Here is a 13,547-nt window from a genome sequence, read left to right as displayed (position 1 = left end):
CCATGACGACACCAGTGCTCGAAGCCCGCGACGTCACCATGCGCTTCGGCGGCCTCACCGCCGTCCGCTCCGTCGACTTCACCGTCAACAGCGGCGAGATCGTCGGCCTCATCGGCCCCAACGGCGCCGGCAAGACAACCTTCTTCAACTGCCTCACCGGCCTGTACGTGCCGACCGAAGGCAAGGTCTCGTACAAGGGCACAGTCCTCCCTCCCAAACCACACCTGGTCACACAGGCAGGCATCGCCCGTACGTTCCAGAACATCCGGCTCTTCGCCAACATGACCGTCCTGGAAAACGTCCTCGTCGGCCGCCACACCCGCACCAAAGAAGGCCTCTGGTCAGCCCTCCTCCGCGGCCCCGGCTTCAAAAAAGCCGAACGAGCCTCCGAGGAACGCGCCATGGAACTCCTCGAGTTCATCGGCCTCGCCCACAAGCGCGACCACCTCGCCAGGAACCTGCCGTACGGCGAACAGCGCAAGCTGGAAATCGCCCGCGCACTGGCCTCCGAGCCGGGGCTGCTCCTGCTCGACGAACCCACAGCCGGCATGAACCCCCAGGAGACGCGCGCCACCGAGGAACTCGTCCTCGCCATCCGCGACCAGGGCATCGCCGTCCTCCTCATCGAGCACGACATGCGCTTCGTCTTCAACCTGTCCGACCGCGTCGCCGTCCTCGTCCAGGGCGAAAAACTCGTCGAAGGCACCCCCGCAGTCGTCCAGGCCGACGAACGCGTCGTCGCCGCCTACCTCGGCACCCCCTACGAGGGCGACCCCGGAGCCGCCGAAGTCGCCGAAGTCGAAGCCGCAGAGGCAGCGGCCGTCGCGGACGCGGCCGTCGCGGACGCGGCCCCGGCGGACAGCACCACCAGTACGCGAGGAGAATCCCAGTGACCGCACTGCTCGAGGTCGAAGACCTCAAGGTCGCCTACGGCAAGATCGAAGCCGTCAAGGGCATCTCCTTCAGCGTCGAAGCAGGCCAGGTCGTCACCCTCATCGGCACCAACGGCGCCGGCAAGACGACCACCCTCCGCACCCTCTCCGGCCTGCTCAAGCCCTCCTCCGGCACCATCCTCTTCGAAGGACAGCCCCTCGCCGGAGTCCCCGCCCACAAGATCGTCGCCCTCGGACTCGCCCACTCCCCCGAAGGCCGACACATCTTCCCCCGCCTCACCATCGCGGAAAACCTCCACCTCGGAGCATTCCTCCGCAAGGACAAAGAAGGCATCGAAAAGGACATCCAGCGCGCCTACGACCTCTTCCCCATCCTCGGGGAACGCAGGAAGCAGGCCGCGGGAACCCTGTCCGGCGGCGAACAGCAGATGCTCGCGATGGGCCGGGCACTGATGTCCCAGCCCAAACTCCTCATGCTCGACGAACCCTCCATGGGCCTCTCGCCGATCATGATGCAGAAGATCATGTCCACCATCGTCGAACTCAAGTCCCAGGGCACGACGATCCTCCTCGTCGAACAGAACGCCCAGGCCGCCCTCTCCCTGGCCGACCACGGACACGTCATGGAGATCGGCAACATCGTGCTCTCCGGCACGGGACAGGACCTCCTGCACGACGAGTCGGTACGCAAGGCGTACCTCGGCGAGGACTGACCCCCGCCCGCCCGTGTACGGCTGAGGCCCGCCCCCCTGTCCCGGGGTGCGGGCCTCAGCCGTACGTACGCTCGTCGCCGCTACTCAGTCCTTCGCGGACTTCTTCTCCTCGGCGTCCAGAATGACCGCCTCAGCGACCTGCTGCATCGACATACGCCGGTCCATCGACGTCTTCTGAATCCAACGGAAGGCAGCCGGCTCCGTCAGCCCGTACTCCGTCTGCAGAACCGACTTCGCACGGTCCACCAGCTTCCGGGTCTCCAAACGCTGCGTGAGATCCTCGATCTCCTTCTCCAGCGCCTTCAACTCCGTGAACCGGGACACGGCCATCTCGATCGCCGGCACCACGTCACTCTTACTGAACGGCTTCACGAGGTACGCCATCGCACCGGCGTCCCTCGCCCGCTCGACGAGGTCCCGCTGCGAGAACGCGGTGAGCATCAGCACCGGAGCGATGGACTCCTCCGCGATCTTCTCGGCGGCAGAGATCCCGTCCAGCTTCGGCATCTTCACGTCGAGGATCACCAGATCCGGGCGATGCTCCCGGGCAAGCTCGACGGCTTCCTCACCGTCACCGGCCTCGCCTACAACGGAGTACCCCTCTTCTTCGAGCATCTCCTTGAGGTCAAGACGGATCAACGCCTCATCCTCGGCGATGACGACACGGGTCGTCAGCGGAGGCACGTGCGACTTGTCGTCGTCGGGCGCGTCTACGGGCTGGGGCGACTCGGGGGCGGTCACGGGGGCTCCTCGGTGTGGGGCAGGGTACTGCTCCCAAGAGCGTACCTAGCTGCGGTATGGTGGGAGCGCAGCGGGTCGCGGTAAACCTTCGATTCGCTGGGCCCCGGTAGCCCAATTGGCAGCAGGCAATGGATTCAAAACCCATACAGTGTCGGTTCGAGTCCGACCCGGGGCACTTTTCCTTAGATTCCAAGGTCAGCCCCCAGAAGCGGATGTTCACGTTCTCGTGAATGTCCGCTTTTTTCTGCGTGTCGAGACGATCGGCCGCACAGAGTGTCCGCATGTACGACAAGGGCACACGCAAGCGGGCACTCGCGCTGGTTGGCCAGGGGCGCAGCCTGAACTCCGTCAGTAACGAGATCGGCGTCTCCCGGGCAGCCTTACGCTCCTGGCAAACCCGCATCGAGCCGCTCAAGCGCGCCGGCAAGCCGTGCCCTCGATGCCAGGGCGTGCCCGCGCCACCCGAAGACCCAGCGGCGTACGCCTATCTCCTGGGGCTCTATCTCGGCGACGGCTGCATCAACGCTCACCGTCGAGGCGTCTACTTCATCCGCATCGTGTGCGACAACGCCTGGCCGGGCCTCATCGACGCCTGCGAAGCCGCAATTCGATCCGCGCGCCCGGACAACAGCGTGTTCCGGGTGAAGAAGGACGGCTGTGTAGCAGTCACCGCCACCAGCAAGCACTGGCCCTGCTTCTTCCCCCAGCACGGCCCGGGCAAGAAGCATGAGCGCACCATCACCCTGGAAGCTTGGCAACAGGAGATCGTCGACGCCCACCCATGGGAGTTCATCCGGGGACTCATCCACTCCGACGGATGCCGCATCACCAACTGGACGACTCGTCTCGTCGGCGGTGAGCGGAAGCGCTACGAATACCCTCGGTACTTCTTCACGAACCTCTCTGCGGACATCAGGCAGCTTTACACCGACGCTCTCGACAAGGTCGGCCTCGAGTGGAAGCAGGCGAACTCGCGCAACGTCTCCGTCGCCAAGAAGGCCTCCGTAGCCCTGATGGACACCCACGTAGGCCCCAAGTACTGACGCCCAGCCGCTACTTGGGCGCGTCGTCCTCGCCGATGTGATGGACGCGGACCAGGTTCGTAGAGCCGGAGACTCCGGGTGGCGAGCCGGCCGTGATGACGACGATGTCGCCCTTCTGGCAGCGGCCGTACTTCAACAACAGCTCGTCGACCTGGTCGACCATCGCGTCGGTGGAGTCGACGTGAGGGCCGAGGAAGGTCTCCACGCCCCAGGTCAGGTTCAGCTGGGAGCGGGTCGCCGGGTCCGGGGTGAAAGCGAGCAGTGGGATCGGTGACCTGTAGCGCGACAGTCGGCGAACCGTGTCGCCACTCTGTGTGAAGGCGACCAGGAATTTGGCGCCCAGGAAGTCGCCCATTTCGGCGGCCGCGCGGGCCACCGCGCCGCCCTGGGTGCGGGGCTTGTTCCGCTCCGTCAGGGGCGGGAGGCCCTTCGCGAGGATGTCTTCCTCGGCGGCCTCCACGATGCGGGACATCGTCCTGACCGTCTCGATGGGGTAGTTGCCGACGCTGGTCTCGCCAGACAGCATCACCGCGTCCGTGCCGTCGATGACGGCGTTCGCCACATCGCTCGCCTCCGCCCTGGTCGGGCGGGAGTTGTCGATCATCGAGTCGAGCATCTGCGTGGCGACGATGACGGGTTTGGCGTTGCGCTTGGCGAGTTTGATGGCGCGCTTCTGGACGATCGGGACCTGCTCCAGGGGCATTTCGACGCCCAGGTCGCCGCGGGCGACCATGATGCCGTCGAAGGCGGCGACGATGTCGTCGATGTTGTCGACGGCTTGGGGCTTTTCGACTTTGGCGATGACGGGGAGGTGGCGGTCCTCCTCCTTCATGATGCGGTGGACGTCTTCGATGTCGCGTCCGCTGCGGACGAAGGAGAGGGCGATGACGTCGAATCCGGTGTTCAGGGCCCAGCGGAGGTCGGCTTCGTCTTTGTCGGAGAGGGCGGGGACGGAGACGGCGACGCCGGGAAGGTTCAACCCTTTGTGGTCGGAGACCATGCCGCCTTCGATGACGGTGGTGTGGACGCGGGGTCCGTCGACGGAGGTGACTTCGAGGCAGACTTTGCCGTCGTCGACGAGGATGCGTTCGCCGGGGGTGACGTCGTCCGCCAGGCCGTCGTAGGTCGTTCCGCAGGTCTGGCGGTCGCCTTCGACGTCGGCTTCGACCGTGATGGTGAAGGTGTCTCCGCGTTCAAGGAGTACGGGGCCTTCGGTGAAGCGGCCGAGTCGGATCTTCGGGCCTTGAAGGTCGGCGAGGATTCCGACGCTGCGGCCGGTCTCGTCGGAGGCCTTTCGTACGCGCTGGTAGCGCTCCTCGTGGTCGGCGTGGGTGCCGTGGCTGAGGTTGAAGCGGGCTATGTCCATTCCGGCTTCGACCAGGGCTTTGATCTGGTCGTACGAGTCGGTGGCGGGGCCCAGGGTGCAGACGATTTTTGCTCGGCGCATGTTTCGAGCGTAGGCCTTACCAGCGGGTAGGGAATTGGTTGTGCATGACTACCCAACTACCTCTGCGTGAAGGGTTATTGACAAGTGTTGAATTGTGCGCGGGAGTGCTCCGATGAGCATTTCGGAGGCTCTACAGCGCTGGTGGTGCCATGGTGAATCGGGCGTTGACTTGGGCGTAGACGTGTTGTCGTTCGGGTTCGAGGTCGAGGGGTGGGGCTTCGGCGGTTTCGGCCGCGTCGAAGGCCATGGTGCGCATGCTGCCTGTCTGAGCCATGCCGTAGGGGTGGGCGTTTTCGGCGCCGATGTCGGCGAGTTCGACGAGGGCGGCGAGGGTGGTGCCGAGGGCTTCGGCGTATTCGCGGGCCCGTTGGACGGCTTCGCGTACTGCTTGTTGCCTGGCTTGGCGGTGGGCGGGTGAGTCGGGGCGCAGGGCCCACCATGGGCCGTCGACGCGGGTGAGGTCGAGGTCGGCGAGGCGGGTGGTGAGTTCGCCGAGGGCGGTGAAGTCCGTCAGCTCGGCGGTGATGTGGACGCGGCCGTGGTAGGCGCGGATGCGTTCGCCGCGGCCGCGTTTGGTGAGTTGGGGGGTGATGGAGAAGGCGCCTGTCTCCAGTTTTTCCACCGCGTCGCCGTACGTCTTCACGAGGTCGAGGGCGGTGGTGTTGCGGCGGGTGAGGTCGGTGAGGGCGTCTCGGCGGTCGGTGCCGCGGGCGCTGACCGTGATGCCGATGCGGGCGATCTCGGGGTCGACTTCGAGGTGGGCTTCGCCTCGGACCGCGATGCGTGGGGCGTCTGGTGTGCCGTAGGGGACTGCCGGTCGGGCTTCCTCTGGGGTGGAGGTCATACGTCCCACTCTGTCACCGGCGGCCCGTTTCCGGGCTTCGCTGGTCACCAGATCGAAACCTACGGGGACTGTTGTCGTGCGTCATGTCCGGGTCAGAATCTACGCGCGTCATCTACGCGTGTTGTTGACCTTTCCCCTAGGAGTAACCAGACATGCCGCTGAACCGCCGGAAGTTCCTGAAGAAGTCCGCCGTGACCGGTGCGGGGGTCGCGCTGGCCGGTGGGGTCGCGGCGCCGAGTGCGGAGGCGGCGGTGCCGGTGGCGAAGGGCGGCCGGAAGCCCAAGCGGTACTCGCTGACGGTGATGGGCACGACCGATCTGCACGGTCATGTCTTCAACTGGGACTACTTCAAGGACGCGGAGTACAAGGACGCCGCGGGCAACGCGCAGGGGCTGGCCCGTATCTCGACGCTGGTGAACGAGATCCGTGCGGAGCGGGGCCGCCGCAACACGCTGCTTCTGGACGCGGGTGACACGATCCAGGGCACGCCGCTGACGTACTACTACGCGAAGGTGGACCCGATCACCGCCGAGGGTGGTCCGGTGCATCCGATGGCGCAGGCGATGAACGCGATCGGGTATGACGCGGTGGCGTTGGGCAACCATGAGTTCAACTACGGCATCGAGACGCTGCGGAAGTTCGAGGAGCAGTGCGACTTCCCGTTGCTGGGTGCCAACGCGCTGGACGCGAAGACGTTGAAGCCGGCGTTCCCTCCGTACTTCATCAAGAGGTTCCATGTGCCGGGTGCGCCGCCGGTGAAGGTGGCGGTGCTGGGTCTCACCAATCCGGGTATCGCGATCTGGGACAAGGCGTACGTCCAGGGCAAGTTGACGTTCCCGGGTCTGGAGGAGCAGGCGGCGAAGTGGGTGCCGAAGCTGCGGTCGATGGGTGCGGACGTGGTGGTCGTGTCGGCGCACAGTGGGTCTTCCGGCACCTCGTCGTACGGTGACCAGTTGCCGTACGTGGAGAACTCGGCGGGGCTGGTGGCGCAGCAGGTGCCGGGGATCGACGCGATTCTGGTCGGGCACGCGCATGTGGAGATTCCCGAGTTGAAGGTGACGAACGAGAAGACCGGGAAGACGGTCGTGCTGTCGGAGCCGCTGGCTTACGCGGAGCGGTTGTCGTTGTTCGACTTCGAGTTGGTCTTCGAGAAGGGGAAGTGGACGGTCGAGTCGGTCGCGGCGTCGGTCCGTAACTCGAACGCGGTCGCCGACGACCCGGAGATCACGAAGCTGCTGAAGGACGAACACGACGTGGTCGTGGCGTACGTCAATCAGGTGGTCGGTACGGCGACGGAGACGTTGACGACGGTTGAGGCGCGGTACAAGGACGCGCCGATCATCGACCTGATCACGAAGGTCCAGGAGGATGTGGTCAGGGCGGCGCTGGCGGGTACGGAGTATGCGTCGCTGCCGGTGATCGCGCAGGCGTCGCCGTTCTCGCGGACGTCGGAGATTCCGGCCGGTGAGGTGACGATCCGGGATCTGTCGAGTCTGTACGTGTACGACAACACGCTGGTGGCGAAGTTGATGACGGGTGCGCAGTTGCGGGCGTACCTGGAGTACTCGGCGGAGTATTTCGTGCAGACGGCGGCGGGTGCCGCGGTCGACCCGGCGAAGCTGACGAACGCGGGCAATCGCCCCGACTACAACTACGACTACGTGTCGGGTCTGACGTACGACATCGACATCGCGCAGGCGGCGGGTTCGCGGATCAAGAACCTCTCTTACAACGGTGCGGCGCTGGATGACGCTGAGCGGTTCGTGTTGGCGGTGAACAACTATCGGGCCAATGGCGGTGGTGCCTTCCCGCATGTCGCGTCCGCGCAGGAGCTGTGGGCCGAGTCGACGGAGATCCGTACGCGGATCGCGGAGTGGGCGACGGAGAAGGGCACGCTGGATCCGAAGGAGTTCGCTTCGGTGGACTGGAAGCTGACGCGGGACGGGACGCCCGTCTTCTAGTCGGCTCACACCACTGGCCGGCTGGAGACTTTCTGGTCGGCCAGTGGTGTGAGCATCTGTGATTGCTGCCTGGCGTGCGGGATCTGGGGCTGCTGTGCGAGACCGAAGGTCGTGAAGGCTGTTCGGCTCGGCAGCGGGTAAGGGTCCTTGCCCGTCAGGGAGTTGAGGATGCTGGCGCTGCGCCAGGCCCCGAGGCCGAGGTCGGGGGCGCCGACGCCGTGGGTGTGGCGTTCGGCGTTCTGGACGTAGACGGCTCCGGTGACGGAAGGGTCGAGGAGGAGGCGGTACTGGTCGTCGATCCTTGGGCGTTCGGAGCCGTCGCGGCGCATGTAGGGGTCGAGTCCGGCGAGGAGTTGGTCGAGGGGGCGTTCGCGGTAGCCGGTGGCGAGGACGACGGCGTCCGTGGTGATGCGGGAGCGGCCGGCTTGCTGTACGTGTTCGAGGTGCAGTTCGACCTTGGTGGTGGCCACTCGGCCCGCTGTGCGTACGAGGACGCCGGGGGTGAGGACGGTGTCGGGCCAGCCACCGTGGAGGGTGCGGCGGTAGAGCTCGTCGTGGATGGCGGTGATGGTGTCGGTGTCGATGCCTTTGTGGAGTTGCCATTGGGCGGGGACGAGCCGGTCGCGGACGGGTTCGGGCAGGGCGTGGAAGTAGCGCGTGTAGTCGGGTGTGAAGTGTTCGAGGCCGAGTTTTGAGTACTCCATGGGCGCGAAGGCTTCGGTGCGGGCGAGCCAGTGGATTCCTTCGCGGCCCACGGGGCGGTTTTTGAGGAGGTCGAGGAAGACCTCGGCGCCGGTCTGCCCTGAGCCGATGACGGTGATGTGGTCGGCGGTGAGGAAGTGTTCGCGGTGTGCGAGGTAGTCCGCGGCGTGGATGACGGGCACTCCGGGGGCTTCGACGAGGGGGCGGAGCGGTTCGGGGACGTAGGGGGCGGTGCCGATGCCGAGGGCGATGTTCTTGGTGTAGGTGCGGCCGAGGGCTTCGGCTTCGCCGTCGGTGTCGAGTTGGGTGAAGTCGACTTCGAACAGGTCGCGTTCGGGGTTCCAGCGGACGGCGTCGACCTGGTGGCCGAAGTGGAGGCCGGGGAGGTTTTCGCTGACCCAGCGGCAGTAGTCGGTGTATTCGGCGCGGTGGAGGTGGAAGCGCTCGGCGAAGTAGAAGGGGAAGAGGCGGTCGCGGGCTTTGAGGTGGTTGAGGAAGGACCAGGGGCTTGCGGGGTCGGCGAGGGTCACCAGGTCGGCGAGGAAGGGGACTTGGAGGGTGGCGCCGTCGATCAGTAGTCCCGGGTGCCAGTCGAAGGCGGGGCGCTGTTCGTAGAAGGCGGTGTCGAGTTCGGTGAGGGGGTGGGCGAGGGCGGCGAGGGAGAGGTTGAAGGGGCCGATGCCGATGCCGACGAGGTCGCGGGATGCTTCGGGCTCGTGGTGTTGTGGCTGTGCGGGGGGCGTGGCGGACGTGGGGGGCGTCATCGTGCGGTGTGTCCTTCCACCAGTTTCAGGAGCGCGGCGAGGTCGCCGGGTCCGGTGTGCGGGTTGAGCAGGGTGGCCTTGAGCCAGAGGCGATTGTCGAGGCGGGCGCGGCCGAGGACGGCGCGGCCTTGGGTGAGGAGTGTGCGGCGTACGGCGGCGACGGTGTCGTCGGTCGCGTCGGCGGGCCGGAACAGGACGGTGCTGATGGTGGGCCGGTCGTGGAGCTCGAAGCGGGGATGCTCGTGGATGAGCTCGGCGAACTCGGTGGCGCGGGCGCAGACTTGGTCGACGAGTGCGCCGAGTCCTTGGCGGCCGAGGGTTTTGAGGGTGACGGCGATCTTGAGGATGTCGGGGCGTCGGGTGGTGCGCAGGGAGCGGCCGAGGAGGTCGGGGAGGCCTGCTTCGGTGTCGTCGTCGGCGTTGAGGTAGTCGGCGCGGTGGGCGAGGGCGTCGAGGTCGTGCGGGTCGCGTACGGCGAGGAGGCCGGCGGCGATGGGCTGCCAGCCGAGTTTGTGCAGGTCGAGGGTGACGGTGTGGGCGCGGGTGATGCCGTCGAGCTTGGGGCGGTGGCGGTCGCTGAAGAGGAGGCCTCCGCCGTAGGCGGCGTCGACGTGCAGGCGGGCGCCGTGGGTTTCGCAGAGGTCGGCGATGTCGGGGAGCGGGTCGATGAGGCCGGCGTCGGTGGTGCCGGCGGTGGCGGCGACTATGAGGGAGTTGCGGGGGCTGTGCAGCTGGGTGAGGGCTTGGTCGAGGGCGGCGGGGTCCATGGTGCCTGTGGGGGCGGGCACGGTGACGGGTTCGGGGAGGCCGAGCAGCCAGGTGGCGCGGCGGAGGGAGTGGTGGGCGTCGGCCGCGCAGACGAGTTGGGTGCGGCCTTGTGTTTCCCGGGCCAGGAGGAGGGCGAGTTGGTTGGATTCGGTGCCGCCGGTGGTGACCAACGCGTCGCCCTCTGTTGGGGCGCGTTTGGCGTTCGGCAGGCTCGCTGTGGCGTATACCTGCGCGGCGAGAGCCGCCGTGACCAGTGCCTCCAGTTCCGATGCGGCCGGTGCCTGGTCCCAGGAGTCCAGGGAGGGGTTGAGGGCGGAGGCTGCGAGGTCGGCGGCGGTGGCGACGGCGAGGGGCGGGCAGTGGAGGTGGGCGGTGCACAGGGGGTCGGCGGGGTCGGCGGCGCCCTCCGCGAACGCGTGGACGAGGGTGCGTAGCGCGTCTTCGTCGCCCCGCTCGGGGAGGATCTCGCCCGCCGCCGCGCGCAGTCGGGCGGCGACCGCTTCGGGGCCCCCGGCGGGCAGCGGTCCGCCGCGGGCCGCGGCGCCGTCCCGGAGGGCGTCGAGGACGGTGGTGAGCAACGGCCGCAGGGTGTCCGGGCCTTGGGGGCCTGAGGCGAGCGGGCTCATGGACGTCCTCCGAAGGGCGCGCGGCGGGGGTTTCCAGCGGGAATTTCCAGCGGGGTTTCCAGCCTGTACGCGTTTCGGTCGGCGCGCCCGAAGAGTCCAACGATCGGCACCCAAAAGGGGGTACGGGGCGGGGCGCTCCGCGGGTTGGGCGGGGTCGCTGAGGCCCGGTGTGGTGTGCGGGTTGTATGGGGCTGGTCGCTCCCTCGCTCTCGGCTTCTCCCCCGCTCTCGGCTTCGCTCGAGCGGGGGGCCTCCATGAGCGGGGGGATCCCCATCGCGGCGGAGCCGCATGATGTGGCCGCCCCGCCCCTTATGGGGCGCCCCGGTTCAGGGTGTGAAGTGCGGGACGTGGTCGCGGACCTACGCCTTCCGCACCTCCGGCACCTTCCGCACCTCGGGCACCTCCCTCATCTCTGATACCTGCTACGCCTCCTCCGCCTCCGGCATCTCCTGTGCCGCCAGTGCCTCGCGTACGCGCAACGTCCTTGCCAGGTCGTCGAGTTGGTCGGCCAGTTTGCGGCGCAGGGCGGGGATCGGGGCGGCGTCACGCAGGCACTGTTCGCCGAGGCGGAGGGTCTCGGTGGAGACGGCGTAGACGGGGAACGCCCAGCGGCCGACGGCCTCGGCGATGGCGGGGCCGCGTCGGGCGGCGACGGCGACGGCGTCCTCGTAGTAGCGGGGGACGAAGTTCCGTACGAGATCGATCTGTTCGGGCTGCCAGAAGCCCTGGGCGGTGGCGGTGAAGAGGTAGTTGGAGAGGTCGTCGGTGGCGAACATCGACTCCCAGGCCGCGCGCTTGGCCGCTGGGTCCGGGAGGGCGGCGCGGCAGCGGGCGGCGCCCTCCTGGCCGGTGGCGCTGGGGTCCTGGACGAGTTCGGTGTCGATGACGGCGTCGTCGATGGCGCCGAGGACGGCGAGGCGGCCGAGGATGCGCCAGCGCAGTTCGGGGTCGAGTTCGGGGCCGCCGGGGACGGTGCCCTCGGAGAACCAGGCGCTGATGGTGTCGGGCTGGGCGGCGACGTCGATGAGGTGGCGTACGGCGATGAGGCGCAGGCCGGGGTGGGAGCCGTCCTCGGTACGGCGGATCAGGTCGCGGCACAGGGAGGTGAGGGTGGCGAGGGCGGCGGGCCGGTCGTGGGCGGGCAGGAAGCGGTCGGCGACCTGGGTGGCGGCGAAGGCGAGGACGCCCTGGACGACGGCAAGGTCTGTTTCCTCGGGGAGGTGGGTGCGGGCGGCTTCCAGGTAGGCGGCGGGCTCGAGGTCGCCGTCGCGGACCATGTCGCGCAGGGTGTTCCACAGGACGGCGCGGGTGAGGGCGTCTGGGACGCTGGAGATGCCGCGTACGGCGGTTTCCTCGGAGACGTCGTCGAGGCGGATCTTGGCGTAGGTGAGGTCGAGGTCGTTGGGGACGATCAGGGCGGGGCGTGGGCCGGGGCGCGGGTCGGTGGGCGGGTTGCATGGAATGTCGGTTTCGTACCGCTCGCGCAGGACGAGTGCGTGGCCGTCGTTGAGGTCGCGGTCGTAGACGCCGACGGTGACGCGGTGCGGGCGGCTGCCGGCGCGGTCGACGGTGAGGGTCCACTCCCCCGGCCGGGCGGAGACGGACGCGGTGAGCGTGTCGACGCCGGTGGTGCGCAGCCAGGAGTCGGCCCAGGCGTGGACGTCGCGTTCGGTGGCTCCGGCGAGGGATTCGATGAAGTCGGCGAGGGTGGCGTTGCCGAACTTGTGGCGGGCGAAGTGGGTGTTGATGCCGGCGAGGAAGTCCTTTTCGCCGAGCCAGGCGACGAGTTGGCGCAGCGCGGAGGCGCCCTTGGCGTAGGAGATGCCGTCGAAGTTGAGCATCGCGGAGGCGGTGTCGGGGACGGCGTCGGGGACGGGGGCGACGGGGTGGGTGGAGGGCCGCTGGTCGGCGTCGTAGCCCCAGCCCTTGCGGACCGTCCCGAAGTCGACCCAGGTGTCGGTGAAGCGGGTGGCTTCGGTGAGGGTCTGGTAGCCCATGTACTCGGCGAAGGACTCGTTCAGCCAGATGTCGTCCCACCAGCGCAGGGTGACGAGGTCGCCGAACCACATGTGGGCCATCTCGTGGGCGATGACCATGGCGCGGGTCTGGCGTTCGGTGTCGGTGACGGCGGAGCGGTAGACGAACTCGTCGCGGAAGGTGACGAGTCCGGGGTTCTCCATGGCGCCGGCGTTGAACTCGGGGACGAACGCCTGGTCGTAGGAGTCGAAGGGGTACGGCTCCTCGAACTTCTCGTGGTAGCGGTCGAAGCAGGCTCGGGTGATGTCGAGGATCTCGTCGGCGTCGGCGTCCAGGTACGGGGCCAGGGAGCGGCGGCAGTGGATGCCGAAGGGCAGGCCGCGGTGTTCGGTGCGTACGGAGTGCCAGGGTCCGGCGGCGACGGCGACGAGGTAGGTGGAGATCAGCGGGGTGGCGGCGGCTCGCCAGCTGCCGTCCTCCTGCCGCTCGGTGACTCCGTTGGCGAGGACGGTCCAGCCCTTGGGGGCCGTGACGGTCAGCTCGAAGACGGCCTTCAGGTCGGGCTGGTCGAAGGCTGCGAAGACGCGCTGTACGTCGTCCATGAACAGCTGCGTGTAGACGTACGTCTCGCCGTCGGTGGGGTCGGTGAAGCGGTGCATGCCCTCGCCGGTGCGGGAGTAGCGCATGGTGGTGTCGATGCGCAGCTCGTGCTCGCCCGCGGTCAGGTTCTTGATCGCCAGCCGGTTCTCGTCCAGGGAGAGGGAGTCCAGGTCGAGGAGCTGCCCGTCGAGGGCGACGGAGCGCAGTTCGGCGGGCTTGAGTTCGACGAAGGTGTCCCCGTCCGCGCGGGCGGTGAAGCGGATGACGGTACGGGAGTCGAAGATCTCGTCGCCGCGCGTCAGACCGAGTTCGATCTGGTAGCGGTGGACGTCGAGGAGCTTGGCACGGGTCTGCGCTTCGTCGCGAGTCAGTACGGGCATGGGGGACATGCTGCCTGATGGGCGGGGCGCGGCACAGGGGAGCCCTGGTCTCGCGGTACCGGGACGGCCTGGTCCGCCGGTCTCGGTC

The 13,547-nt window shown here is 67.8% G+C and carries 10 protein-coding genes and 1 tRNA gene; 5 read left to right on the top strand and 6 right to left on the bottom strand.

Annotation, left to right across the window (positions count from 1 at the left end; translation table 11 throughout):
• Nucleotides 1-2: 2 nt before the first annotated feature.
• Nucleotides 3-893 (top strand): ABC transporter ATP-binding protein, encoded by an 891-nt coding sequence (locus ACTWQR_RS00870; protein ID WP_443225002.1) that lies wholly within the window; start codon nt 3-5, stop codon nt 891-893.
• Nucleotides 890-1,606 carry an ABC transporter ATP-binding protein gene (locus tag ACTWQR_RS00865; RefSeq protein WP_443224874.1) on the top strand — a complete coding sequence of 239 codons (717 nt, stop codon included), beginning with the start codon at nt 890-892 and terminating at the stop codon, nt 1,604-1,606. Before ACTWQR_RS00870 ends, ACTWQR_RS00865 begins: the two co-directional genes overlap by 4 nt.
• 84 nt (nt 1,607-1,690) lie before the next feature.
• On the opposite strand, the gene ACTWQR_RS00860 is transcribed toward ACTWQR_RS00865, so the two are convergent.
• Nucleotides 1,691-2,347: an ANTAR domain-containing response regulator gene (locus tag ACTWQR_RS00860; protein ID WP_443224873.1), complete on the bottom strand. Its 657-nt coding sequence runs from the start codon at nt 2,345-2,347 to the stop codon at nt 1,691-1,693.
• A 100-nt stretch (nt 2,348-2,447) separates the two neighbouring features.
• Here ACTWQR_RS00860 and ACTWQR_RS00855 point away from each other — a divergent pair.
• Together ACTWQR_RS00855 and ACTWQR_RS00850 are read left to right on the top strand one after the other, a co-directional pair.
• Nucleotides 2,448-2,522, top strand: a tRNA-Leu gene (locus tag ACTWQR_RS00855).
• Between the two features lie 106 nt (nt 2,523-2,628).
• A complete protein-coding gene (locus ACTWQR_RS00850) occupies nt 2,629-3,390 on the top strand; it encodes a transcriptional regulator (RefSeq protein ID WP_443224872.1) in 762 nt (253 codons plus the stop codon).
• 10 nt (nt 3,391-3,400) lie between these two features.
• On the opposite strand, the gene pyk is transcribed toward ACTWQR_RS00850, so the two are convergent.
• Nucleotides 3,401-4,837 carry a pyruvate kinase gene (gene pyk, locus ACTWQR_RS00845; protein ID WP_443224871.1) on the bottom strand — a complete coding sequence of 479 codons (1,437 nt, stop codon included), beginning with the start codon at nt 4,835-4,837 and terminating at the stop codon, nt 3,401-3,403.
• A 130-nt stretch (nt 4,838-4,967) separates the two neighbouring features.
• Complete coding sequence (locus ACTWQR_RS00840) at nt 4,968-5,681, bottom strand: SIMPL domain-containing protein (RefSeq protein ID WP_443224870.1); 714 nt, start codon at nt 5,679-5,681, stop codon at nt 4,968-4,970.
• A gap of 152 nt (nt 5,682-5,833) precedes the next feature.
• Between ACTWQR_RS00840 and ACTWQR_RS00835 the strand changes: the two genes are divergently transcribed.
• A complete protein-coding gene (locus ACTWQR_RS00835) occupies nt 5,834-7,642 on the top strand; it encodes a 5'-nucleotidase C-terminal domain-containing protein (protein ID WP_443224869.1) in 1,809 nt (602 codons plus the stop codon).
• Nucleotides 7,643-7,647: 5 nt separating this feature from the next.
• Here the strand turns inward: ACTWQR_RS00835 and ACTWQR_RS00830 are convergent, their stop codons facing one another.
• The 3 genes from ACTWQR_RS00830 to pepN form a co-directional block, all read right to left on the bottom strand.
• Entirely contained in the window at nt 7,648-9,108 is a 1,461-nt protein-coding gene (locus tag ACTWQR_RS00830) for a lysine N(6)-hydroxylase/L-ornithine N(5)-oxygenase family protein (protein ID WP_443224868.1), read from the bottom strand.
• On the bottom strand, nt 9,105-10,502 hold the full coding sequence (locus ACTWQR_RS00825; protein WP_443224867.1) for a pyridoxal phosphate-dependent decarboxylase family protein: 1,398 nt from the start codon (nt 10,500-10,502) through the stop codon (nt 9,105-9,107). The genes ACTWQR_RS00830 and ACTWQR_RS00825 overlap by 4 nt, the downstream gene beginning before the upstream one ends.
• 422 nt (nt 10,503-10,924) lie before the next feature.
• Nucleotides 10,925-13,468: an aminopeptidase N gene (gene pepN / locus ACTWQR_RS00820; RefSeq protein ID WP_443224866.1), complete on the bottom strand. Its 2,544-nt coding sequence runs from the start codon at nt 13,466-13,468 to the stop codon at nt 10,925-10,927.
• Between the last annotated feature and the right edge of the window lie 79 nt (nt 13,469-13,547).

It is taken from the genome of Streptomyces sp. 2A115 (genome assembly GCF_052245575.1).
GTDB lineage: Bacteria > Actinomycetota > Actinomycetes > Streptomycetales > Streptomycetaceae > Streptomyces.
The sequence above is the reverse complement of the archived record's forward strand: the minus strand, read 5'-3'. Positions and strand labels throughout refer to the sequence as shown.